The organism is Methylobacterium mesophilicum, assembly GCF_022179445.1.
Lineage (GTDB): Bacteria > Pseudomonadota > Alphaproteobacteria > Rhizobiales > Beijerinckiaceae > Methylobacterium > Methylobacterium mesophilicum.
In genome coordinates, this window is sequence record NZ_BPQU01000001.1 from 297,412 (window position 1) to 319,538 (window position 22,127).

Annotated in this window: 23 protein-coding genes and 1 tRNA gene; 17 read left to right on the forward strand and 7 right to left on the reverse strand. The window is 69.1% G+C overall.

Translation table 11 applies throughout. The features are described from left to right. Positions 1-48: 48 nt before the first annotated feature. Positions 49-1,254, reverse strand: a complete 1,206-nt coding sequence (locus MFF40_RS01510; RefSeq protein WP_147896426.1) for a lytic murein transglycosylase — start codon at positions 1,252-1,254, stop codon at positions 49-51. Positions 1,255-1,668: 414 nt separating this feature from the next. On the opposite strand from MFF40_RS01510, the gene galU reads away from it, so the two are divergent. Next, positions 1,669-2,535, forward strand: a complete 867-nt coding sequence (gene galU, locus MFF40_RS01515; protein ID WP_147853843.1) for a UTP--glucose-1-phosphate uridylyltransferase GalU — start codon at positions 1,669-1,671, stop codon at positions 2,533-2,535. A gap of 336 nt (positions 2,536-2,871) precedes the next feature. Here galU and MFF40_RS01520 read toward each other — a convergent pair whose 3' ends face one another. Then, positions 2,872-3,774 (reverse strand): N-formylglutamate amidohydrolase, encoded by a 903-nt coding sequence (locus MFF40_RS01520; protein WP_147896425.1) that lies wholly within the window; start codon positions 3,772-3,774, stop codon positions 2,872-2,874. A 209-nt stretch (positions 3,775-3,983) separates the two neighbouring features. Here MFF40_RS01520 and cpdR point away from each other — a divergent pair, with 209 nt between their 5' ends. The 4 genes from cpdR (at position 3,984) to MFF40_RS01540 (ending at position 6,049) form a co-directional block, all read left to right on the forward strand. Next, on the forward strand, positions 3,984-4,340 hold the full coding sequence (gene cpdR / locus MFF40_RS01525; protein ID WP_007558883.1) for a cell cycle two-component system response regulator CpdR: 357 nt from the start codon (positions 3,984-3,986) through the stop codon (positions 4,338-4,340). Between the two features lie 125 nt (positions 4,341-4,465). Then, a complete protein-coding gene (gene grxC, locus MFF40_RS01530; protein ID WP_147853837.1) occupies positions 4,466-4,735 on the forward strand; it encodes a glutaredoxin 3 in 270 nt (89 codons plus the stop codon). Next, the gene (locus MFF40_RS01535; RefSeq protein WP_147896424.1) at positions 4,728-5,585 is read left to right on the forward strand and encodes a carbon-nitrogen hydrolase family protein; all 858 of its coding nucleotides are present in this window, start codon (positions 4,728-4,730) and stop codon (positions 5,583-5,585) included. Before grxC ends, MFF40_RS01535 begins: the two co-directional genes overlap by 8 nt. A gap of 8 nt (positions 5,586-5,593) precedes the next feature. Then, positions 5,594-6,049, forward strand: coding sequence for a DUF1178 family protein (locus MFF40_RS01540; protein ID WP_147896423.1), 456 nt, complete (start codon positions 5,594-5,596; stop codon positions 6,047-6,049). 11 nt (positions 6,050-6,060) lie between these two features. On the opposite strand, the gene MFF40_RS01545 is transcribed toward MFF40_RS01540, so the two are convergent. Together MFF40_RS01545 and MFF40_RS01550 are read right to left on the reverse strand one after the other, a co-directional pair. Then, complete coding sequence (locus tag MFF40_RS01545) at positions 6,061-6,549, reverse strand: disulfide bond formation protein B (protein WP_147896422.1); 489 nt, start codon at positions 6,547-6,549, stop codon at positions 6,061-6,063. A 2-nt stretch (positions 6,550-6,551) separates the two neighbouring features. Next, positions 6,552-7,133, reverse strand: a complete 582-nt coding sequence (locus tag MFF40_RS01550) for a YqaA family protein (protein ID WP_147853841.1) — start codon at positions 7,131-7,133, stop codon at positions 6,552-6,554. 136 nt (positions 7,134-7,269) lie between these two features. Between MFF40_RS01550 and MFF40_RS01555 the strand changes: the two genes are divergently transcribed. The 4 genes from MFF40_RS01555 to MFF40_RS01570 all read left to right on the forward strand — a co-directional run bounded on the left by MFF40_RS01555 (position 7,270) and on the right by MFF40_RS01570 (position 10,197). Then, a tRNA-Leu gene (locus MFF40_RS01555) sits at positions 7,270-7,354 on the forward strand. A gap of 206 nt (positions 7,355-7,560) precedes the next feature. Then, positions 7,561-8,502, forward strand: coding sequence for an NAD(P)/FAD-dependent oxidoreductase (locus MFF40_RS01560; protein WP_238259485.1), 942 nt, complete (start codon positions 7,561-7,563; stop codon positions 8,500-8,502). Beyond that, positions 8,499-9,419 carry a histone deacetylase family protein gene (locus MFF40_RS01565; protein ID WP_187278031.1) on the forward strand — a complete coding sequence of 307 codons (921 nt, stop codon included), beginning with the start codon at positions 8,499-8,501 and terminating at the stop codon, positions 9,417-9,419. Before MFF40_RS01560 ends, MFF40_RS01565 begins: the two co-directional genes overlap by 4 nt. A gap of 535 nt (positions 9,420-9,954) precedes the next feature. Next, the gene (locus MFF40_RS01570; RefSeq protein WP_147896420.1) at positions 9,955-10,197 is read left to right on the forward strand and encodes a hypothetical protein; all 243 of its coding nucleotides are present in this window, start codon (positions 9,955-9,957) and stop codon (positions 10,195-10,197) included. A gap of 9 nt (positions 10,198-10,206) precedes the next feature. Here the strand turns inward: MFF40_RS01570 and MFF40_RS01575 are convergent, their stop codons facing one another. The 3 genes from MFF40_RS01575 to MFF40_RS01585 all read right to left on the reverse strand — a co-directional run bounded on the left by MFF40_RS01575 (position 10,207) and on the right by MFF40_RS01585 (position 13,010). Continuing rightward, positions 10,207-11,367 carry an alanine racemase gene (locus MFF40_RS01575; protein ID WP_147896419.1) on the reverse strand — a complete coding sequence of 387 codons (1,161 nt, stop codon included), beginning with the start codon at positions 11,365-11,367 and terminating at the stop codon, positions 10,207-10,209. Between the two features lie 120 nt (positions 11,368-11,487). Continuing rightward, the gene (locus tag MFF40_RS01580; protein ID WP_147855157.1) at positions 11,488-12,123 is read right to left on the reverse strand and encodes a 2-dehydro-3-deoxy-6-phosphogalactonate aldolase; all 636 of its coding nucleotides are present in this window, start codon (positions 12,121-12,123) and stop codon (positions 11,488-11,490) included. Continuing rightward, positions 12,120-13,010, reverse strand: a complete 891-nt coding sequence (locus MFF40_RS01585) for a 2-dehydro-3-deoxygalactonokinase (RefSeq protein WP_238259486.1) — start codon at positions 13,008-13,010, stop codon at positions 12,120-12,122. Before MFF40_RS01585 ends, MFF40_RS01580 begins: the two co-directional genes overlap by 4 nt. 275 nt (positions 13,011-13,285) lie before the next feature. Here MFF40_RS01585 and MFF40_RS01590 point away from each other — a divergent pair, with 275 nt between their 5' ends. The 8 genes from MFF40_RS01590 (at position 13,286) to MFF40_RS01625 (ending at position 22,095) form a co-directional block, all read left to right on the forward strand. After that, entirely contained in the window at positions 13,286-14,044 is a 759-nt protein-coding gene (locus tag MFF40_RS01590) for an ABC transporter ATP-binding protein (RefSeq protein ID WP_147855159.1), read from the forward strand. Continuing rightward, positions 14,037-14,780: an ABC transporter ATP-binding protein gene (locus MFF40_RS01595; protein ID WP_147855160.1), complete on the forward strand. Its 744-nt coding sequence runs from the start codon at positions 14,037-14,039 to the stop codon at positions 14,778-14,780. The genes MFF40_RS01590 and MFF40_RS01595 overlap by 8 nt, the downstream gene beginning before the upstream one ends. A 91-nt stretch (positions 14,781-14,871) precedes the next feature. Beyond that, a complete protein-coding gene (locus MFF40_RS01600; RefSeq protein WP_147855161.1) occupies positions 14,872-16,089 on the forward strand; it encodes an ABC transporter substrate-binding protein in 1,218 nt (405 codons plus the stop codon). Positions 16,090-16,117: 28 nt separating this feature from the next. Next, complete coding sequence (locus tag MFF40_RS01605; protein ID WP_147855162.1) at positions 16,118-17,005, forward strand: branched-chain amino acid ABC transporter permease; 888 nt, start codon at positions 16,118-16,120, stop codon at positions 17,003-17,005. Positions 17,006-17,028: 23 nt separating this feature from the next. Then, positions 17,029-18,015: a branched-chain amino acid ABC transporter permease gene (locus tag MFF40_RS01610; RefSeq protein ID WP_147855163.1), complete on the forward strand. Its 987-nt coding sequence runs from the start codon at positions 17,029-17,031 to the stop codon at positions 18,013-18,015. Positions 18,016-18,095: 80 nt separating this feature from the next. Next, on the forward strand, positions 18,096-18,449 hold the full coding sequence (locus MFF40_RS01615) for a hypothetical protein (protein ID WP_147855164.1): 354 nt from the start codon (positions 18,096-18,098) through the stop codon (positions 18,447-18,449). 180 nt (positions 18,450-18,629) lie between these two features. Then, a complete protein-coding gene (gene mutL, locus MFF40_RS01620; protein ID WP_147896416.1) occupies positions 18,630-20,594 on the forward strand; it encodes a DNA mismatch repair endonuclease MutL in 1,965 nt (654 codons plus the stop codon). Between the two features lie 295 nt (positions 20,595-20,889). Continuing rightward, the gene (locus tag MFF40_RS01625) at positions 20,890-22,095 is read left to right on the forward strand and encodes an acyl-CoA dehydrogenase family protein (RefSeq protein WP_147856621.1); all 1,206 of its coding nucleotides are present in this window, start codon (positions 20,890-20,892) and stop codon (positions 22,093-22,095) included. The last annotated feature ends 32 nt before the right edge of the window (positions 22,096-22,127 follow it).

The window sequence follows — 22,127 nt, forward strand, 5'->3', positions numbered from 1 at the left end:
CTATACGGGAGACCGGCTTGCGCGTCTAAACCCGCCCATGGGCACGGATCATCGCGCCGGATCGTGCCGGGCCCGGACATGGGCGAGCAACGCCGGCGAGGCATACCCGTCCGCCGGCAGGCCGGCCGCGATCTGGTAGCGCCGCACGGCGTCGCGCAGCTTCGGCCCGGCGCGTCCATCGGTCGGGCCCTCGTAGAAGCCGGCGGTCGCCAGACCGGTCTGCAGCGCGCGCAGTCCCGCACCGTCGAGGCGCGGTCCCGTAGGCCAGGGCGCCGCGAGCGCCGGGCCGCCGTCCAGGCGGTCGGCTAGGTGTCCGACGGCCAGCGCATAGGAATCCGAGGTGTTGTACTGGCGGATCACCTCGAAGTTGCCGGTGATCAGGAATGCCGGCGCCCCAAGGCCCCCGGGCAGGAACAGCGCGGCGTCCCCGCGCCCGGGCAACGGCTTTCCGTCCGTGCGCCGGACACCCCGCGCAGCGAAACCGGAGAGCGGCCCGGCATAGGCGGTCAGGTCGAAATCTTCGGGCAGACGCACCTCGTAGCCCCAGGACACCGTCGGATCCCAGCCCAGATCCTTGAGATAGGCCGCGATCGATCCGAGCGAATCCGCGTCGCTGGTCCAAATGTCCCTGCGGCCGTCGCCGTCGAAATCGACAGCGTGGGCCAAGTAGGTGGATGGCAGGAACTGCACCTGCCCCATGGCCCCCGCCCAGCTTCCGCTCATGCGCTCGGGCGCGATATCGCCGCGCTGGAGGATCGCCAGGGCGGCGAGCAACTCGTCGCGGAACAGCGTGCCGCGATGTCGGGCCTCCGCGAGGGTCGCCAGCGCCCGGATCGTGGACAGGCTGCCGGCGCTGGCGCCGAAATCGGATTCGACCCCCCAGAACGCCAGCACGATCGGCGCCGGGACGCCGTAGCGTGCCTCGATCGCCTTCAGCGTGGACGCCAGGGTGCCCGCCCGTTCGCGTCCGCGGGCGATGCGACCCGCCGAGACCGCGCCGACCAGGTAATCCCAAACCGGCCTCACGAACTCGCCCTGCTGGCGCGTCCGCGCCAGGACGCCGGGATCGGGTGACGTGATGCCCCGGAACGCGGCCGCGAAGGTCTCGGCGGAGACGCCGCGGGCTTCGGCCTCCGGACGCAGGGTCGCGACGAACGCCTGGAAGGCGGCGTTCGGACCCGGCGGCTTCGCGGCCCGGGCTACCGCGGGGACGAGGCAGAGGGCGGCGGCGAGCAGCGTGCGGCGCGACGGCATCGCCTCAAACCCGATTACGCGGACCGGGTTTGCCCATCCAGGCCGGCGCCCGGTCGAACCCGCTGGTGCGGCCGTCGAGCACTACGACCTGGCGGCTACGGATAGACCCGGCCCCGCCCATCATCAGAACCGCCATGTTTTCGCCCGCTCCGAAGCCGCTCCGAGGGAAGCTGCCGGGAGCCTTGCCCGAACCGGGCACGGACAGGCAAGGCGCGGACCCCGCTTCATCGCGCGTTCAAACGCCTGGTGAGATATCTTCTGGTAACGGCCACTTTAGGTGGTCGCAGACGGGATATTTACGGTGCTTTGCCTCATACTATCGACGTAGAGGCCTTGCGAAGCATCGTGCTAGGCTATCTCACTGCCTGATCCATTGCCCGTGTCGTCCCATTCTGTTTCCGAGGTTGCCGCTTGATGAAACCGATCCGCAAGGCTGTCCTGCCCGTCGCGGGGCTGGGCACGCGATTCCTGCCCGCCACGAAGGCGGTCCCGAAGGAAATGCTCACGGTCGTGGACCGGCCGGTCGTCCAGCATGTCGTCGATGAGGCGCGCGAAGCCGGCATCGAGCACTTCATCTTCGTCACGGGTCGCGGCAAAGCTGTGATCGAGGATCATTTCGATATTGCGTTCGAACTCGAGCACACCCTTCAGGAGCGCGGGAAGACCGCTGCCTACGAAGAGCTGAAGCGCGATCTGCCCAAGGCGGGTCAGACGAGCTTCACCCGCCAGCAGGCCCCCCTCGGCCTGGGTCACGCGGTCTGGTGCGCCCGGGAGATCGTCGGCGACGAGCCCTTCGCGGTGCTGCTGCCGGATATGCTGAGCCGCGGCTGCATGCAGCAGATGCTCGCGACCTACGAGCGCCACGGCGGCAACGTCATCGCGGTCGAGGAGGTGGCTCCGGAAGAGACGCACCAATACGGCATCGTCAGCGTCGGCGAGACCTACGGTCAGTCCTTCGAGATCACCGGCATGGTCGAGAAGCCGAAGCAGGGCACCGCGCCGTCGAACTTTATCATCTCCGGCCGCTACATCCTCCAGCCCGAGATCTTCGGGATCCTGGAGCACGGCAAGAAGGGCGCCGGCGGCGAGATCCAGCTCACCGACGCCATGATCGACCTGATGGGCACGCAGGACTTCTTCGGCATGCACTACGAGGGCCGGACCTACGACACCGGCTCGAAGATCGGCTTCCTGACCGCGAACCTGGCCTACGCGCTGGAGCGCCCGGATCTCGCCGGCCCGCTGCGCGCCGAGATCGAGAAACTCCTGAAGCAGAGCTGAGGCCTTTGCGCGTTGCGCGCTTGAGCCATGCATTCGGCGCGCGGGCGGCGACGATTTCGCCCTTGCGTCTTGTGCGCCGCACTGTCATTTGTGCATTGCGAGATCGCGATGGCGTCGCGGTCCCGTAGCCCTTCTTGGGCGTTTCCTCCCTAGACTTCGGGCCGCTCCTTCGGGAGTGGCCTTTTTTCTTTTCCGGACCGGTTTGGTGCCACGCCGTCGATCGATCGACGCGTGAGGGCGCCCGTTTCGCGTCGAAGGCCAGGGCGGGCGTCATCAACGCCCCGGGCAAAAATCATTTGGGAATGAACGCGGCGCCGGACACGGAATGGCCGCAGCCTATTCGGCGGCGATCCGGCTGGGCTTGAGGTCACCGAGATCGGCCGCCACGCCGGCCACGACCGACCGCAACGCCTTCACGAGGCTCGGGAAATCCGGCGTCGTCGCAAGGCTCGCCTCGTCCATGTACAGGGCCCGGTTGACCTCGATTTGCAGGGCGTGACGCCCGAGGTTGGGCTCGCCGTAATGCTCGGTGATGAAGCCGCCGGCGTAGGGTTTGTTGCGGACCACCCGAAAACCCTGGGCCCGGAACGCGGCCTCGAACGCCTCGATCAGGCCCGGCGCGCACGCGGTCCCGTAGCGGTCGCCCAGAACCATGTCGGCCTTGATCTCGGTGTCGCGTCCGAGGCTCGAGGACGGCATCGAATGGCAATCGATCAAGATGCAGTGGCCGTGGGTCCGCGCCGTGCGCTGGATCAGGCCGCGCAGGACCCGGTGGTAGGGCTTGTACAGGGCCTCGATGCGGGCGATCGCGTCGCCGACCGGCAGGCGCCGGGCGTAGATCTCCTGGCCGTCCGCCACCACCCGCGGAACGGTGCCCAGCCCGCCCGCGACCCGCATCGACCGGGTGTTGGTGAAGGGCGGAAGCCGGCCGTCGAACATGCGCGGGTCGAGTTCATACGGCTCGCGGTTCACGTCGAGGAAGGCCCGGGGGAAGTTCGCCCGGAGCAGCGGTGCGCCGAGTTCGACAACCGAGGCGAACAGGCGGTCGACATGGGCATCCTCGGACCGGCGCAGGGTGAGGGCGTCCAGGCGCGAGGCAGCCACGAAATCGGGGGGGTAGACGGCGCCGGAATGGCCAGTATTGAAGACGAAGGGCAGGATGTGCGTCGCCGGCTCCTCGACCGCGAAGGCCGGGGCGAAACCGAGGGCGTCGGGCTGTACCGTTTCGGGCGCGGTCATGGATTGCGTGCACACCCCGGCGGTTGGAAAAGCGCGGCGGATACGCAGTGTGGTATGCGAACGATCGCCTGTCCACTCTGGTGCCGACGGCCCACAGGGCCGTTTTCGAGACACGCGGCGCCGGCTGCGGGCTCCGATCCTAACACCTTGTTTACCATCGCGTCCCTTTATGGGATCAACATTTCGACTCGAGGGCTCGGAAACGGCCGATGAAAATCCTGCTGGCGGAAGACGACAACGACATGCGCCGGTTCCTGGCCAAGGCGCTGCAGAACGCGGGCTACGATGTCCTGTCCTTCGACAACGGCCTCTCGGCCTACAACCGGCTGCGCGAGGAGCCGTTTGAGCTGCTGCTGACCGATATCGTGATGCCCGAGATGGACGGGATCGAGCTCGCGCGGCGCGCCACCGAGCTCGACCCGGACATCAAGGTGATGTTCATCACCGGCTTCGCTGCGGTGGCGCTCAACCCGGACTCGAAGGCTCCGAAGGACGCGAAGGTCCTGTCGAAGCCGTTCCACCTGCGTGATCTCGTCAACGAGGTCGAGAAGCTGATGGCCGCCTGACCGACCTCAGATGCGCCGGGGGCCGCGCGGGATGCGGCTCGGCCCGGCTGTGACCACGCGGGCATAGGTAATTCGACGGGCATACTCCTATATGACGGGAGTTCCCGCGCGAGACGACGCCCGCCATGCAGCCGGTCACGATCTACACCACGGCCTGGTGCCCTTACTGTTCGGCGGCCAAGAGCCTGCTGAAGGAGAAGGGCGTCGCCTTCCAGGAGATCGACGTGGAGCGCGCCCAGGGCGGGCGGGCCGCGATGGTCGAGCGTGCTGGCGGCCGCACCAGCGTCCCGCAGATCTTCGTCGGATCGACCCATGTCGGCGGCTGTGACGATCTCTACGCCCTGGACCGCGCCGGCAAGCTCGATCCGCTGCTGACGGACAAGGCCGATGCCTGAGAGGCGCTTCACCGCCGCCTGCTTGCAGATGCGCTCGGGCCGCGACCCGGGCGCCAACCGCGACGCGGCCGTCGCCGGAGTGCGCGAGGCTGCGAAAAGCGGCGCGCACTACGTCCAGACCCCCGAGATGACTTCGCTGGTCGAGCGCAGCCGCGAGCGGCTGTTCGCGCACGTCACCGCGGCGGAGCAGGATCCGACCCTGGCCGGCCTGCGGCAGACCGCCCGGGATACCGGGGTTATGGTGCATGTCGGGTCGCTCGCGGTGCGGTCGGGCGACAAGATCGCCAACCGGGCCTTCCTGATCGGCGCGGACGGCGAGATCCTGGGTTCCTACGACAAGCTGCACCTGTTCGACGTCGACCTGCCGAGCGGCGAGCGCTGGCGTGAATCGGCAACCTATACCGGGGGCGCCTGCGCGGTCGTGGCGGCGACGCCCCTGGCGACGCTCGGCCTGACGATCTGCTACGATATCCGCTTCCCGGCCCTGTACCGCGCGCTGGCCGAGGCCGGGGCCGAAGTGCTCACCGCACCGGCCTGCTTCACCCGGCAGACCGGCGAGGCACACTGGCACATCCTCCAGCGGGCGCGGGCGATCGAGACCGGCGCCTTCATGATCTCGGCGGCCCAGGGCGGGATCCACGAGGACGGTCGCGAGACCTTCGGCCATTCGATGATCGTCGATCCCTGGGGCCGGGTGCTCGCCGATGCCGGCGGGGCCGAGCCCGGCGTGATCCTGGCCGAGATCGACCTCGCCCAGGTCGCCGACGCCCGGGCGCGGATTCCCGCACTGCAACACTCGCGCGCGTTCACCGTCGAGCGCATCGGGCCTCAGGTTCAGGCCGCACAGTAAGCAAACACATGATCCGGTACAGTCTCGTCTGCGAAGCCGCCCACGGCTTCGACAGCTGGTTCCCGTCCTCCGAATCCTACGATGCGCAGGCGGAGCGCGGGCTGGTGACCTGCCCGATCTGCGAGAGCGCGAACGTCACGAAGGCGCTGATGGCGCCCAACGTGGTCCGCAGCGATCGCGGGCAGCATCCGGTGCCGGTGGCGACCCAGGCCGAGGCTCCGTTGGCGATGATCGCGGAGCCCGAGCGGCAGGTGCGGGCCATGCTGCGGGCGCTGCGCGAGCAGGTCGTGGCCAATTCCGAGCATGTCGGCGCGCGCTTCCCCGAGGAGGCGCGCAAGATCCATTACGGCGAGGCGGAGGGTCGTTCGATCTACGGCGAGGCCAGCCCGGCCGAAGCGCGAGCCCTGATCGACGAGGGGATCGACGTCGCGCCGATCCCGATCATGCCCGACGACCGCAACTGATCGGGCTGCGTTCAGGAACGCAAGGCGGCGGTGCCGGCCAAAGAGGCCAGCACGAAAGCGATCACGGCGTTCCAACCGGCGAGCGAAATTCCCAGGACCCGCATCGCCGCCACCGAGCAGTCGACCACCTTCGTGGTCTGAAGCTGGTTCAGGAAATCGCCGACCTGTCCCGGGTTCGCACCCGTGCCGCCGCCGCAATCGCTCGGTCCCGGCCAGAATCCCCATTCCGCGCCCGCGTGGTAGACGCCGACCCCGGCACCATACAGGAGCCCCAGGGCCGCGAGCCCGAGCGCCAAGCGGGCCAAGCGCTCGGGCGCGAACAGCGCGGCGAGCCCGAGTGGCAGGGCGGCGTAGAAGGGCAAGCGCTCGGTCAGGCAGAGCTTACACGGCGCGTAGCCGTAGCCGTATTGCAGCACCAACACGGCCCCCAGGACCAAAGCGGAGCCGAGAGCCAGCCCAAGACCCGCCTTCTTGAGGCGCAGCGCCGACGCGAGGTTCATGGCTACAGGATCACCTTGAACAGCAGGAAGCCGAGGACGATCACGGCGACCGAGATCGCCACGACCACGTTGAGATGCCGATCGAGGACGCCGCGGATCTGGACGCCGTAGCGGCCCAGCAGCCCGGCCAGGATGAAGAACCGGGCTCCGCGGGTGACGATCGACAGCACCGTGAACCAGAACAGGCTGTAATGGGCGAAGCCCGACGTGATCGTGACGAGCTTGTACGGGATCGGCGTGAGCCCCTTCAACAGGATCACCCAATGGCCGTAGCGGGCGTAGGAATCCTGGAAGGTCGCGGCCGAATTCTGCAGCCCGTACAGGCGGATCAGCCACTCGCCGAGGGAATCGAATAGCAGCGCCCCGATCGCGTAGCCGACCAGTCCGCCGAGGACCGAGGCCACCGTGGCGATCGTCGCGTAGAGCCAGACCCGGTCCGGGCGGCTGACCGCCATCGGCACCAGCATCGCGTCCGGCGGGACCGGGAAGAACGAACTCTCGGCGAAGGCGACGGCCCCGAGCACGTAGGGCGCGGAGGGCCTGCCGCTGAGCGCGAGGATCCACGCGTAGAGCCGGCGGAGCATTCAGGGTCCGGGTCGTGAGGAAGCGGCCGTCCTTTGAGCACAGGCGCCGCGCCTTGGCCAGATCGACGGCGCCGGCAAAAAACCTGTCCGGCACCCTTGGCGTGAAGGCCACACCTATGCGAAGAGCCCGACGCGCGCGGGTATGGCGGAATTGGTAGACGCGGGCGACTCAAAATCGCCAGCCGCAAGGCGTGGGGGTTCGATTCCCTCTACCCGCACCATCGTCTCGGCGACCGAGCGATCGAATGGCGCGCATCGGACCGGGCCTATCGCGGCATCGCCCATGACAGCATCCGGCCTCGGCCGCATGGTTGCCACCCGCACGAGCGCTTGCGTCGCGGACCGTTCGCTCTGACCTCCGACGGATCGTCCCCTATCTCTGCCGTCAACGCGGGAGCGAGGGCCGCGTCGCGCCGGGGGCGATATCGTGAGTCACAACAGACGCGTCGCGATCCTGGGCGCCGGAATGGCTGGCGCCACGGCGGCGCGCCATCTCGCCGAGGCCGGCCTGCCCGTGCAGGTGTTCGACAAGGGACGCGGCGTCGGCGGCCGCATGGCGACCCGCCGTTCGGGCACGATGCAGTTCGATCATGGCGCGCAATTCCTGCGCGCGCACGGCGATGCCTTCGCGGCGCGGATTGCCGGCTGGGACATGCGCGGGATCACCGCTCCCTGGGGCGGGTCGATGCGCCACGTCGGCGTGCCGGGCATCACCGCACCGGTCCAGGACCTTCTGGCCGATCTCCCGGTCTTCAGCGGCACGACGATCACGCGGATCGACCGCAACGACACATCCTGGCGCCTGACGGATGCCGCGGGCAGGCATCACGGTCCGTTCTCGGCGCTGGCGATCACCTTCCCGGCCCCCCAGACTGTGACATTGTTGGCGGCCTCCGGCTTTGCGATGCCCGATATACAGCATGCCTCCTACGCGCCGTGCTGGTCGCTGATGCTCGCGGTCGATGAGGCGCCCTCAGCAGCCCTGATCGAGCCGCAGGACGGTCCGCTCGGGCTCATCGCGACGGACTCGTCGAAGCCCGGGCGGCCCACCGGCATCCGCCTGACCGTACACGCGAAGCCAGATTGGTCGCGCGCGCATCTGGAACTGTCGCGAGAGGTCGTCGTGTCCGAGTTGACGCGGGCTGCGGCGGCGTGTCTGGCCGTGCCATTAAGGCCGAGCTACGCGGAGGCGCATCGCTGGCGCTTCGCCCAAGTCGAGACCGCCTTGGGTCGCCCGTGCCAGTACGACCCTGCTCTCCGACTGGGAGCGGCCGGCGACTGGTGTCTCGGGCCTCGGATCGAAGCGGCCCATGACAGCGGCCTGGCGCTGGCCCAGGCGATCCTCGGCGATCTTGGCCCGGCCGCGTGATCCCGCCCATCGCCTTCCACCCGGCCTACGAATCGAGCCTGCCGGCGGGCCATCGCTTCCCGATGCGCAAGTATGGCCTGCTGGCCGAGACGCTGGTGGCCAAGGGACTGGCGCCGCTCGGCTTCGTCACGCCGGACCTCGCCGGGGCAGAGATCCTGGTCCACGCGCACGACCCCGCCTACGTGGCGGCCGTCCTCGCCGTCGCGGTCCCGCCGGAGATCGAGCGGGCCATCGGCCTGCCCGTGGATGCCGCCCTCGTCCGCCGCTCCCGCGCCTCCGTGGGCGGCACCCTCCTGGCCGCCCGCCTCGCCCTGGCCGAGGGGCTGGCCGGGAGCGCGGCCGGCGGCAGCCATCACGCGCGGCGGCTTCAGGGTGCGGGCTTCTGCGTGCTGAACGACGTGGCGGTCGCCGCCCGCACGCTGCAGGCGGAGGGCGCAGTGCGGCGTGTCCTGGTGGTCGATCTGGATGTCCACCAAGGCGACGGTACCGCGGATTGTCTGGCGCTCTGCCCGGAGCTGTTCACGCTCTCGATCCACTGCGAGAACAACTATCCCACTCAGAAGATCGCCGGCGACCTCGATATCGGCCTACCGGACCGTCTCGATGACGGCGGATACCTCGACGTGCTGCGCGCCCGGCTGCCGCCGCTTCTCGACGCGCTGGCGCCCGATCTGGTCTTCTACAATGCCGGGGTCGACCCGCACCGCGACGACCGTCTCGGGCGGCTTTGCCTGACGGATGCGGGCCTGCTGGCCCGAGACCGGTTCGTCATCGCGCAGGCCCGCGCCCGCGCCATCCCGGTCGTGGCGGTGATCGGCGGCGGCTACACCTACGATGTCGAGGCGCTGGCGCTGCGGCATGCGCTGGTCTTCGAGGCAATGGCCGCGGAGGCTGCGGCGGACCCCGCCTCCAGGTGAGGCCCGGATGCATCAGGTCTCGACGCATGAGTGCGGAACGGTGGACCGGAAAGGTTTTGGGAAGGGTCGCCGTCGAAGATCCGGAAGTCACGGATCGATGAGACGGCGCCGGGCGAGCGTGTTGAACAGCTTCGCCCCAGGCAGACATGCTGAAGATCCAGTGACGCCATTGGGACTCAGCCATGCTTACGCGAATCTGGGAGGTCTTGAAGGCGACGATAGCGGCGGTGGCCTTGATCACCGCGGCTCTCGTCTCAGCGGACAAGCTCGATCGGCAAAAGGCGCCGGCCAACGCCGCCGCGTCTCAGATCGAGCCCGTGGCGACCGGGGCGATCACGCCGGTGACTAGACCCTGATCGCGTCGGACGCCTTGCAGGGTGTCCGGGCGAGGTGCCGCTCGGCACCGCGTAATCCCGGCGCTGCGACAGAATAGGGCGGTCGCGCGGTGGATATTTCGGTGTGTCGCGGCGTTCACGCCGCACTTCGAGGCTCGGCTGTAACAGCCGATCCATCATCCGTCTGAGGATCTGTTTCGATGAAGTCCGCCACGTTCGCTCTGCTCGCCCTGATCGCCGGCGCAGCGCCCGCGCTGGCGCAATCCCGCGCCGACCGCGCGGCGTGCACCCCGGACGTCATGCAGCTCTGCGCCTCCCAGATCCCCAACGTGGCAGCGATCACGGCCTGCCTGCGCCAGCAGCGGCCAAATCTCAGCGCCGGCTGCCGCATGGTGATGGATCAGTCGGATCGTCCGGTGCGGACCGTCTCGAACGGGCGGTAAGATCCGCCGTCACCAGCCGTTGATGCGCGGCCAGACCGCCCCGGTCAGCCGGCCGTCGGCGACGACATGGTAACGGTCGTGCTGGGCGCCGGTGGCGCAGGCATGATTGGGCAAGATTCGAAGCCGGGCCCCGATCGGCAGGTCGGGGAGAGGCGCCGACGAGCCCGGCCGCAGGGCCACGATCCCGTGTTCCTGGTTCGCGTCCCGCACGATCAGGTCCGGATAGGGCTGCCCCGCCATGTCGCAGGCGATTCCGTAGCCCTGATCGACGGCTTGGCGTGCCGTACCGCGGTCGCGGGACAGCGCCATCCAGCCGGCATCCGTGATGATCCAGCCCTTCTCCCGCTGGTGGCCGATCACGGTGGTCAAAACGGTCAGGGCGATCTCGTCGATCCGGCAGGAGCCGACGCCCGCCTGGAACAGGTCCCCGATCATGAACACACCGGCCCGGACCTCGGTGATGCCGTCGAGGTTGTCGGCGTAGCGTGCGGTCGGCGTCGAGCCGACGCTGACCACAGGGCAGGGCAGGCCGGCGCCGCGCAGGATCGCCGCCGCCGCCACCGCGGCGGCGCGTTCGGCTTCGGCTGCTGCCTTCAGCGCGGCGGGCTCGGTCAGGCCGTAGCTGTCGCCCGCGTGCAGCAGCACGCCGCGCAGGGAGGCACCGTCGGAGAGCACCCGGCCGATGGCGACCAGCGTATCCGCATCGCGCGGATCGACACCGGAGCGATGGCCGTCGGCATCGACCTCGATCAGCACCGGCATCGGGTCGCCGGTGCGGCGGCTCCACGCCACCACGGCGTTTGCCTGCTCGATGGAATCCAGCACAATGGCGAGATCTGCCCCCCAGCGCCGCCGGATCGCCCCGACGCGGTCGAGCTTCTGCGGCGCGATCCCGACGGCGTAGATCAGGTCGCGCACGCCGCCCTCGGCGAAGTGCTCGGCCTCCCGGAGGGTCGAGACTGTCGCGGGTCCGGACGGGCTCGCCATGGCGATGCGGGCGACGTCGAGCGATTTCGCGGTCTTCAGGTGCGGCCGCAGCGTTACGCCCAGCCGGTCGAGCCCCGCCCGCATGGTCGCGACGTTGGCGGTCAGCCTGTCCGCGTCGAGGAGCAGGCAGGGCGTCTCGAGCCCATCGAAGCCGTCCGGCCGTGTGAACTGCCCATCCGCCATCCGCCCGCTCCCGCCATCCATGCGGGCGCGGTTCTAGACGGGGGCGCCGTCACTGTCGCGTTCCAGCCACAAGAATTGTGAGTGTTCTCTGGTTCACCCTGGTACCCTGAGGGCCCGCAATCATGCAGATCCCCCGATTGTCGCGATGAAGGCTGAAGCGTCCCGGGCGACATCGGCTGCCGGCTTGCCGGGGCGATAGAGGTTCGAGCCGAGACCGAAGCCCACCGCGCCGGCCTGCCGCCAGACCGGCACGCTGTCGGGCGTGACGCCGCCGACGGCGAGGACGCGGGCGCTCGCCGGGAACACCGCCCGGTGCGCCTTGAGCGCGGCCGGGGTCGCGATGTCCGCGGGGAAGAGCTTCAGGGCGGTTGCGCCGGCCTGGAGGGCGGCGAATGCCTCGCTCGGCGTCTGGTAGCCGGGCAGCGAGACGAGGCCCGCGGCCATGGTCGCGCCGATCACCGCCGGGTCGGTGTTGGGCGAGACGATCAAGGTCCCGCCTGCCGCCGCGACGTCGCCGACCTGCGCCGGTGTGAGAACCGTGCCGGCCCCGACCAGGGCGCGCCCGGCGAACCGGTCGGCCAGCAGCCCGATGCTCCTGAGCGGATCGGGCGAGTTGAGCGGCACCTCGATCAGGGTGAACCCGGCCTCGACCAGCGCGTCGCCGATGGCGGGCGCCTCGTCCGGGGTGAGCCCGCGCAGGATCGCCACCAGGGGGCAGGCCGCGAAGGCCACTTCGAATCGGTCGAGGATCGTCATGCCCGCACTTTCGAGATGGCCTGCCAGATGGCGTGGATGCCGGCCGTCGTGGCGCCGTCCGGCACCGGCACGGCATGGCCGCCAGCTTCCGTGATCGCAACGTCGTAGAGCGCAGACAGAGCGCCGCCGCCGAGCAGGTGTACCGGACGCTCGGCGAGATCGGTGCGCGTGCCGACATCCGCACCGATCATCAGGCCGCTGGCGTAGGCGGCGGCATCGGCGGGTGCCAGCCGGTCGAGCAGCACCCCGGCGCGGACCTCGAACAGGGCGGCGGCGAGGTTGCGCGCCTCGCTCCCGCGGCGGAGCCCCTCCCGGAAGGCGGGACCGTCCGCGACCGCACCGTCCAGCATGCCGGCCAGGATGCCGTGGGTGCGGACCAGGGCGAAGAGTTCGCCGGTCATCACGGTGGCGAAATCGGTGATCGCGCCGTCCACCGTGGCGATCCACTTGTTGTGCGTGCCGGGCTGGCAGAACAACGCCGTCGGCGGCGCGGCGCCGCTGCTGATCGCGCCGAGCACCTGGACTTCCTCGCCCCGCATCACGTCCGGGCGTGGGCCGCTCCGGAGCGCGACGCCCGGGACGATCCGCACGTCGGGGGCGACCGCGAGGCTCGCCTCGGCGAGGTCCTGCAGCGTTGCGGGCGCATCGATATAGGCAGCCTCGCGCCAGCCGCGCGTCGAGCCGACCATGCCGGCCGCGACCACGGCCTGCGCGCCGAAACGCTCCCGCAGCTGTGCAATCGCGTCGGGATATTCGCCAGGGGTTAGCGCGAGGACGCCGCGATCGTCCTGAAGCGTGTCGAGGACCTCGCCCGCCTCCGACATGGCGTAGGCGCGCCGGTTGGTGGTGCCCCAATCGACGGCAATGTAGGCGGCCCGACCGACCATGCACGCCCTCCCTACCAATAATTTGTCTGAGTTATAGGCCCGACCGGAACAAGGTCAAGCGCGCCGCCGCCGCCCGCCCGGCCTTGGGGTGACGGGTCGCCGGACGCCCTTCCGTGTCGGTATCATGACCGCGACGGGATGTTCGGCCCGGATCAGCCAAGAATCAGCATATCATGAGCCGGGGATTGTCCCGCCGCGCCGAGCGTTTGCGATGGACTGTTCAGGGCGTGATCGGCGATATGGCAGGCAATAAATCATACGCGGGAGGGACGCGCTTGGCACGGGACGTGATCCTGGCGACCGATGGCTTGACGATGGAATTCAAGGGATTCCGGGCCGTCAACGGCGTCAAGTTGGAAGTCGAGCGCGGGACGATCCATGCGCTGATCGGCCCGAACGGTGCCGGCAAGACCACCTGCTTCAATCTGCTCACGAAGTTCCTGATCCCCACCGCCGGTACCATCCGGTACAAGGATCGGGACATTACCGGGCTGCGCGCCGCGGATGTGGCCCGGCTCGGCCTCGTGCGGTCCTTCCAGATCTCGGCGGTGTTTCCGCACCTGACGGTCACCGAGAACGTCCGCATCGCGCTCCAGCGCCGGCGCCGGGGCGATTCGTTCGATTTCTGGCGTCCCGAGAAGGTGCTGCGGGCGCTCGACGGCGAGGCGTTGGCGCTTGTCGAGGCCGTGGGCCTGTCCGAGTTCGCCGACTCGCTGGCGGTCGAGCTGTCCTACGGCCGCAAGCGCGCGCTCGAGATCGCCACGACCCTGGCGCTCGATCCCGAGATGCTGCTCCTCGACGAGCCTATGGCCGGCATGGGCCACGAGGACGTCGACCGGACGGCGCAGCTGATCCGCCGGGTCTCGAAGGACCGGACGATCCTGATGGTCGAGCACAATCTCTCGGTGGTCGCGTCGCTGTCCGACCGCATCACCGTCCTGGCGCGCGGGCAGGTCCTGGCAGAGGGCGATTACGCCACCGTCTCGAAGGACCCGCGCGTGGTCGAGGCTTATATTGGGTCGGGACATGCTTGAGGCCGCCGTGAAGAGACCCGCGCCGGCCGCGGCGACCGATGCGCTCCTCACCGTCCGCGGCCTGGAGGGCTGGTACGGCGAGAGCCACGTGCTGCACGGCATCGACCTGGATGTCCGGGCCGGCGAGGTGATCACGCTGCTCGGCCGGAACGGCGCCGGCAAGACCACGACGCTCCGGGCGATCATCGGCATCCTGGGCAAGCGGGCCGGCTCGATCGTCTATGACGGCGTCGAAACGATCCGGATGGCCTCGCGCAACATCGCCCGGCTCGGGCTCGGCTACGTCCCGGAGGAGCGCGGCATCTTCGCGAGCCTCACGGTCCACGAGAACCTGATGCTGCCGCCGCGGGTGAAGCCCGGCGGCATGACGGTGGCCGAGATCCACACCCTGTTCCCGAACCTGAAGGAGCGTGCGGGCAGCCAGGGCACCAAGCTCTCGGGCGGCGAGCAGCAGATGCTCGCCATCGGCCGGATCCTGCGGACCGGTGCCAAGCTGATCCTGCTGGACGAGCCGACCGAAGGTCTCGCGCCGGTAATCGTGCAGCAGATCGGCCGGACGATCCAGCAGTTGAAGTCTCAGGGCTATACCATTGTGCTGGTGGAGCAGAATTTCCGCTTCGCGCAGACCTTGGCCGACCGGCACTTCGTCATCGAGCAGGGCAGGGTGGTCGACATGATCCCGAATGCCGAGCTTGACGCAAATATCGACAAGCTTCACGCCTATCTCGGCGTCTGAGGCGGACGGCGAATACCCAATAAGCGCTGGAGAACGGCGTCAGAGGCTCGGCAGGCGGTGATCCGCTGCGCCGCAGGAGGATAGGAAGATCATGTTCGGACGTCTCATCGGGTCCGTGTCCCTCGCCGCCCTCGCGGGTGCCCTCATGATGGGCGGCGCGAGCGCGCAGACGAACGTGAAGATCGGCATCCTCGGCGACCGCTCGGGCGCCTATTCCGACATCAGCGGCGAGGGCTCTGTGGTTGCCGCGAAGCTGGCGGTGGAGGACTTCAAGCCGGCCGAGCACGGGCTGAAGGTCGAGATCGTCTCCGCCGACCACCAGAACAAGCCCGATGTCGGCGCCGGCATCGCCCGGCAATGGTACGACCGCGACGGCGTCGACATGATCACCGACGGCGTGACTTCGTCGGTCGCCCTGGCGATCAGCCAGGTGACCAAGGAGAAGAACAAGGTCTTCATCGACACCGGCGCCGGCACCGCCGACCTCACCGGCCCGCAATGCACGCCGAACACGATCCACTGGGTCTACGACACGGTGGCGCTCGCCAACGGCACCGGCGGCGCCATGGTCAAGCGCGGCGGCAACACCTGGTTCTTCCTCACAGCCGACTACGTCTTCGGCCAGACCCTCCAGCGCGACACCAGCGCGGTGATCACCAAGAACGGTGGCAAGGTCATCGGCTCGGTCAAGACCCCGTTCCCGACCTCGGACTTCTCATCGTTCCTGCTGCAGGCGCAGGGGTCCGGCGCCAAGGTGATCGGGCTCGCCAACGCCGGTACCGACACGATCAACGCGATCAAGCAGGCCGGCGAGTTCGGCATTACCGAAGGCGGCCAGGCCCTCGCCGGGCTCCTGGTGTTCTCCTCGGACGTGCACTCGCTTGGGACCAAGGTCGCGCAGGGCCTCGTGCTCACCGAGCCGTTCTACTGGGACCTGAACGACCAGACCCGGGCCTTCTCGGACCGGTTCGCCAAGCAGATGAAGGGCAATTCGAAGCCGACCGCCAACCACGCGGGCGTCTATTCCGACGTGCTCCACTACTTGAAGGCGATGGCCGAGCTGAAATCCGGTGCCGACGGCGCCGCCGTGGTCGCGAAGATGAAGTCCATGCCCACCGATGATCCGCTGTTCGGCAAGGGCACGATCCGGGCGGACGGCCGCAAGATCCACGACATGTACCTGTTCGAGGTGAAGAAGCCCTCCGAGTCGAAGGATGAGTGGGACCTGTACAACAAGCTCGAGACGATCCCGGGCGATCAGGTCTTCCGCCCGCTTGCCGACGGCAACTGCCCGCTGGTGAAGGGTTGACGGTGCGGGTCCGGCACGGAGGACGGCTATGACCACGATCTTCGGCGTGCCGACCCAGGCGCTGTTCGGGCAGTTGCTGCTCGGCCTGATCAACGGCTCGTTCTACGCGATCCTGTCGCTCGGGCTCGCGATCATCTTCGGGCTCCTGAACATCATCAACTTCGCCCATGGCGCGCTGTACATGATGGGCGCGTTCGTGGCCTGGATGCTGCTGACCTATGTCGGGCTGGGCTACTGGTGGGCGCTCGGGCTGGCGCCGCTGGTGGTGGGGGCCTTCGGCATCCTGCTTGAGCGGGTGCTGATCGCGCGCCTCTACAAGCTCGATCACCTCTACGGCCTGCTCCTGACCTTCGGGCTGGCGCTGATCATCCAGGGCCTGTTCCGCAACCAGTACGGCGTGTCGGGGCTGCCCTACGCGATCCCGGCCGAGCTGTCGGGCGGCCAGCGCCTGCCGTTCATGTTCCTGCCGAACTACCGGGCCTGGGTAGTGGTGGCCTCGCTCACCGTCTGCATCGCGACGTGGCTGGTGATCGAGAAGACCAAGCTCGGCGCCTACCTCCGGGCCGCGACCGAGAACCCGACCCTGGTCCAGGCCTTCGGGGTGAACGTGCCGCTGTTCCTGACCCTGACCTACGGGTTCGGCGTGGCGCTCGCGGGTTTCGCCGGGGTCCTCGCCGCCCCGATCTACTCGGTGAACCCGAACATGGGCGCCGACATCATCATCGTGGTCTTCGCCGTGGTGGTGATCGGCGGCATGGGCTCGATCATCGGCTCGGTGATCACCGGCTTCGCCCTCGGCCTGGTCGAGGGCCTGACCAAGGTGTTCTACCCGGAGGCGTCGGCCACCGTGATCTTCGTGATCATGGTGCTGGTGCTGCTCGTCAAACCCGCCGGCCTGTTCGGGCGCACGGCCTGAACCAGATCAGAGGCTCGATCCCCATGGCCGACACCGCCGCCATCGACGTCGCCCCGATCGCCGCCGCGCTGCCGACGCGCCGCGACGACAAGGCGCTGCACTGGATGATCTTCGTCGGCATCGCGGTCGTGCTGACCGCGGCGCCGCTGGTGCTCTATCCGGTCTACCTGATGAAGGTGCTGTGCTTCGCGCTGTTCGCGCTCGCCTTCAACCTGCTGCTCGGCTACGGCGGCCTGCTCTCGTTCGGCCACGCCGCCTATTTCGGGATGGCGAGCTATCTCTGCGCCTACACGGCCAAGAACCTCGGCTTCACCCCGGAACTGGCGATCCTGTCGGGCACCGCCACGGCGGCCCTGCTCGGGCTGGTCTTCGGCTCGCTGGCGATCCGCCGGCAGGGCATCTACTTCTCGATGATCACCCTGGCGCTCGCTCAGATGGCGTTCTTCTTCTCGCTGCAGGCGAAGTTCACCGGCGGCGAGGACGGCATCCAGGCGGTGCCGCGTGGCAACCTGTTCGGAGTGTTCAGCCTCGCCGACGACCGGGCGATGTACGCCGTCGTCTGCGTGGTCTTCATGGCCGGGATGCTGCTGATCTACCGGATCATTCACTCGCCGTTCGGGCAGGTGCTCAAGGCGATCCGGGACAACGAGCCCCGGGCGATTTCGCTGGGCTACCGGGCCAACCAGTACAAGCTCGCGGTGTTCGTCCTCTCGGCGACGCTCGCGGGGCTTGCGGGCTCGACCAAGGCGATCGTGTTCCAGCTCGCCTCGCTCACAGACGTCCACTGGTCGATGTCCGGCGAGGTGGTGCTGATGACGCTGGTGGGCGGCATGGGCACGGTGTTCGGGCCGATCGTCGGCGCGATGGTGATCGTCACCATGGAGACCTACCTGGCCCAGTTCGGCGCCTGGGTGACCATCATCCAGGGCTGCGTCTTCGTGCTCTGCGTGCTGCTGTTCCGCGAGGGCATCGTCGGCCTGATCGCCCGGATCATCCGCAAGCCGCTGTGAGACGCGGCGGGTGCCGGTTCGTTGACGGATCATTAACCACACCCGCTCAACCTGCAGTTCCCAGGCTGACAGGTTTGACCATGACGAAGACCCAGCCGCTGAGCATCGATGATCCGGCGGCGGATTGCCCGATCCCGCCGGAGACCGTCGGCCAATTGATCAAGGCCGACGCCGACACCGCGACGTACATCCTCGACGGCATCCCCGAGGCGACCCGGGCACGCCTCGCGGTCTGGCTGTACGGCCGCAGCCATACCCACGAGATCGGCGTGCGCGTCGCTGCGACCTGCGACGGCGCCACCCTGCGACGGGCCGCTGGGGTCGTCGGCACCGCCCTGTATGACGCGTCGCGTCGCCCCTACAAGGCGCCGAGCCATGGCGCCCGGCCCGCCGGCAGCCGCATTTCGCTGGGCGGATCGAGCCGCCGCGCCTGAGCGCCGCGGCTTCGCGACACGGTCCCTGTCATCGGGTGCGCGAGAGCATCATCCCGACAGGTGGATTCCGGCTTTCGGAAAAAGATGACGTAGAAACAGAAGCCTCGATCGCCGTTCCGGCTCTGATTTCGGGGACGACGATCTAGGAGCGCCGCCGCCCAGCCGCTATCGTGGGCGTCGATGTCCACCCTTTCGCCCGTCATCCGCCGTCTCGACCCGATCCTTGTTGACCGCATCGCGGCGGGCGAGGTGGTCGAGCGCCCGGCCTCGGCCGTGAAGGAGCTGGTCGAGAACGCGATCGATGCCGGGGCCCGCACCATCGAGGTGGTGGTGGAGAACGGCGGTCGGCGGCTGATCCGGGTGATCGACGACGGCCGCGGCATGGGCCCGGACGACCTCGCTCTGTGCGTCGAGCGCCACGCGACCTCGAAGCTGCCCGGCGGCGACCTCTCGGCCATCGACACGCTGGGATTCCGCGGCGAGGCTTTGCCCTCGATCGGCGCCGTGTCCCGGCTCGCGATCACCACCCGTCCAGAAGGTGCCGAGGCCGGGGCGAGCCTCACCGTCGAGGCCGGCGTGAAGGGCCCGGTCCGTCCGGCCCCGGCCCAGCGCGGCACCCGGATCGAGGTGACCGAGCTGTTCGCCGCGACGCCGGCGCGGCTGAAGTTCCTGAAATCCGACCGCGCCGAGAACGCCGCCATCGCGGAGACCCTGCGGCGGCTCGCCGTTGCCCAGCGCGGCATCCGCTTCACGCTGCGCGCCGATGCGGGGCAGCCGCTGCTGCTGCCGGCCGAGACCGGCCCCGAGGGCGAGCTGCGCCGCCTGACCGCCGTGCTGGGCGCGGATTTCGCCGCCAACGCGCTGCCGGTGTCGCTTGCCCGGGAAGGCTTCTCGGTCACCGGCCATGTCGGCCTGCCGACCTATCACCGGGGGGCCGCCGGCTACATCCACCTCGTGGTCAACGGCCGCCCCGTGCGTGACCGCCTGCTGCTCGGTGCGGTGCGGGGCGCCTATGCCGACACGCTCGCCTCCGACCGGCACCCGGTGCTCGGGCTCGCCATCGCGTGCGATTCCGACCTGGTCGACGTCAACGTCCACCCCGCCAAGACCGAGGTGCGGTTCCGCGAGCCCGGTCTGGTGCGGGCGCTCGTGGTCAGCGCGATCCACGATGCCCTGCGCCGGGGCGGCGCGCGGGCGGCCACCACCGGGGCCAGCCGGACCCTCGACGCCCTGCGGCCGGCCGGCCCCGCGCTCGCGACCCATACCGGCGCTGTCGCGCCGAGCCTGTTCCGGTCCGCCCGCCCGAGCTTCTTCCCGGCGAACACGCCCTCGGTGGCGGCGCCGTCGGGCTACAGCCGAGCCCAAGGCTGGAGGCCGGACGGCTGGCAACCGACACCCGAGCCGGAGCCCGTCTTCGGCGACACGCAGGGGTTCGGCGAGGCTCCGCAGGCACCGTTCGCGCCGTCGCCCGAGGCGGATCTCGCAGCCCCACCCCAGGCGGATGTCCGGCCGGTGGTCGAGGCGGCCGAGGCCATCGACCACCCGCTCGGCGCGGCGCGAGCCCAGATCCATGAGACCTACATCCTGGCCCAGACCCGGGACGGCCTGGTGATCGTCGATCAGCACGCCGCCCACGAGCGCCTGGTCTACGAGCGCATGAAGGCGGAGCGGGCCCAGGGCGGCATCGCCCGCCAGGGCCTGCTGATCCCAGACGTTATCGAGATGAGCCCGGACGCCGCCGAGCGCCTTGTCGCCGCGGCCCCGGACCTCGACCGCCTCGGCCTGTCGATCGAGGCGTTCGGCACCGGTGCCGTGCTGGTGCGCGAGGTGCCGGCCGCGCTGGTCGGCGCCTCCGTGCGCGATCTCGTCACCGATATCCTCGACGCGCTGGAAGCCAGCGGCGATGAGGAGGGTGGAGCCCCCGCGGCAGAGGGCGGCCCGCTCGGGCGGCGCCTGGACGCGATCCTGTCGCGCATGAGCTGCCACGGCTCGGTCCGCGCCGGCCGTCGCCTGCGCCCGGAGGAGATGAACGCGCTCCTGCGCGAGATGGAGGCAACGCCCAATTCCGGGCAATGCAACCACGGCCGCCCGACCTCGATCGCGTTGAAGTTGTCCGATATCGAGCGGCTGTTCGGCCGCCGATAGGTTGTCGGCCATCCGCAATTGGGAGACCGGCCGACGTAAGCCGGATCCGGCTGCGCTCGGCTATCTCCACGTCATCGATCGGATGCCCGAACAGGTCCGATCGGCCCTGGAGAAACCGCTCGTCTCCGCCACGTCTTAGCCAACGTCGCCTGCGGGCGGGGCGCGACACCAGCCAGCGCCTGTCCCACGATGCCGACTTCGGGGGCGTGCTTTTTCTGGACCGAAGACCTGATACCCCTCCTCTCGCGCATCAACCTCTCTGACCCGCATCGCGCCGCCGCCGGAGCCCGCGACCATGGATTTCACCATCTCCCGCCGCGTCGAGGATTACCGCGCGCGCATCGCGGCCTTCGTGGATGCGTATGTCGTGCCGCTGGAATCGGACCCGGCGGCCTATGACGGGCACGGCAATATCAGCCTCACCGAGCTGGCGCGGCTGCGCGGCCTCGCGAAGGCCGAGGGGCTGTGGTGCCTGCAGCTCAAGCCCGAGACCGGCGGGGCCGGCCTCGACAAGGTCGGCATGGCGGTCTGCTACGAGGCGATGAACCGCTCGATCTTCGGGCCGGTCGTGTTCAACTCCGCCGCCCCCGACGACGGCAACATGATGGTGCTGGAGAAGGTCGCGACCCCGGCCCAGAAGGCGCGCTGGCTCGACCCGATCGTGCGCGGCGAGGTCCGCTCCGCCTTCGCCATGACCGAGCCGCATCCCGGTGGCGGCTCCGATCCTGGCATGATCCAGACCCGGGCCGAGCGCCGGGGCGACACCTACGTCGTCACCGGCCGCAAATGGTATATCACCGGGGCCGAGGAGGCCGCCCATTTCATCCTGATGGCGCGCACCTCCGACGACGCCCGCAAGGGGCTCACCGCCTTCCTGTTCCACAAGGACCAGCCCGGCTGGGAGATCCTGCGCCGGATCCCGATCATGGGCCCGGAGGAGCACGGCGGCCACTGCGAATTGCTGTTCGACGGGCTGGAGATCCCGGCCGAGAACGTCCTGATGACCGAAGGCGACGGTCTGAAGCTGACGCAGATCCGCCTCGGTCCGGCGCGGCTCACGCACTGCATGCGCTGGCTCGGCCTGTCGAAGCGCTGCGTCGAGATCGCCCGGGCCTATGCGGGCGAGCGGCACGGCTTCGGCATCCGGCTCGCCGACCGCGAGAGCATCCAGCTCATGCTCGGCGACCTCGCCATGCGGATCGAGATCGGCCGGCTGCTGGTGATGAAGGCCGCCTGGGCGCTGGACCAGGGCAGCTTTGCCCGCAAGGAAGTCTCGATGGCCAAGGTCCACGTGGCCAACCTGATCCACGCGGCGGCCGATATCGCGATCCAGATCAACGGCGCCCGGGGCTACTCCACCGACACGCCGCTCGAATGGATCTACCGTTACGCCCGCCAGGCCCGGCTGGTGGACGGGGCCGACGAAGTCCACAAGATGGTGCTCAACCGCAACCTCGAAGCCGAGGGCGATTCGTTTTGGACCTGGGGTTTGGAGGGGTGACGGTTGTCCTCCCACCGGGGCAAGGTGGACGT

Coding starts and splice junctions, on each gene's coding strand:
- MFF40_RS01510 (WP_147896426.1), bottom strand. CDS start 1,254: ATGCCGTCGCGCCGCACGCTGCTCGCCGCCGCCCTCTGCCTCGTCCCC.
- galU (WP_147853843.1), top strand. CDS start 1,669: ATGAAACCGATCCGCAAGGCTGTCCTGCCCGTCGCGGGGCTGGGCACG.
- MFF40_RS01520 (WP_147896425.1), bottom strand. CDS start 3,774: ATGACCGCGCCCGAAACGGTACAGCCCGACGCCCTCGGTTTCGCCCCG.
- cpdR (WP_007558883.1), top strand. CDS start 3,984: ATGAAAATCCTGCTGGCGGAAGACGACAACGACATGCGCCGGTTCCTG.
- grxC (WP_147853837.1), top strand. CDS start 4,466: ATGCAGCCGGTCACGATCTACACCACGGCCTGGTGCCCTTACTGTTCG.
- MFF40_RS01535 (WP_147896424.1), top strand. CDS start 4,728: ATGCCTGAGAGGCGCTTCACCGCCGCCTGCTTGCAGATGCGCTCGGGC.
- MFF40_RS01540 (WP_147896423.1), top strand. CDS start 5,594: ATGATCCGGTACAGTCTCGTCTGCGAAGCCGCCCACGGCTTCGACAGC.
- MFF40_RS01545 (WP_147896422.1), bottom strand. CDS start 6,549: ATGAACCTCGCGTCGGCGCTGCGCCTCAAGAAGGCGGGTCTTGGGCTG.
- MFF40_RS01550 (WP_147853841.1), bottom strand. CDS start 7,133: ATGCTCCGCCGGCTCTACGCGTGGATCCTCGCGCTCAGCGGCAGGCCC.
- MFF40_RS01570 (WP_147896420.1), top strand. CDS start 9,955: ATGAAGTCCGCCACGTTCGCTCTGCTCGCCCTGATCGCCGGCGCAGCG.
- MFF40_RS01575 (WP_147896419.1), bottom strand. CDS start 11,367: ATGGCGGATGGGCAGTTCACACGGCCGGACGGCTTCGATGGGCTCGAG.
- MFF40_RS01580 (WP_147855157.1), bottom strand. CDS start 12,123: ATGACGATCCTCGACCGATTCGAAGTGGCCTTCGCGGCCTGCCCCCTG.
- MFF40_RS01585 (WP_238259486.1), bottom strand. CDS start 13,010: ATGGTCGGTCGGGCCGCCTACATTGCCGTCGATTGGGGCACCACCAAC.
- MFF40_RS01595 (WP_147855160.1), top strand. CDS start 14,037: ATGCTTGAGGCCGCCGTGAAGAGACCCGCGCCGGCCGCGGCGACCGAT.
- MFF40_RS01600 (WP_147855161.1), top strand. CDS start 14,872: ATGTTCGGACGTCTCATCGGGTCCGTGTCCCTCGCCGCCCTCGCGGGT.
- MFF40_RS01605 (WP_147855162.1), top strand. CDS start 16,118: ATGACCACGATCTTCGGCGTGCCGACCCAGGCGCTGTTCGGGCAGTTG.
- MFF40_RS01610 (WP_147855163.1), top strand. CDS start 17,029: ATGGCCGACACCGCCGCCATCGACGTCGCCCCGATCGCCGCCGCGCTG.
- MFF40_RS01615 (WP_147855164.1), top strand. CDS start 18,096: ATGACGAAGACCCAGCCGCTGAGCATCGATGATCCGGCGGCGGATTGC.
- mutL (WP_147896416.1), top strand. CDS start 18,630: ATGTCCACCCTTTCGCCCGTCATCCGCCGTCTCGACCCGATCCTTGTT.
- MFF40_RS01625 (WP_147856621.1), top strand. CDS start 20,890: ATGGATTTCACCATCTCCCGCCGCGTCGAGGATTACCGCGCGCGCATC.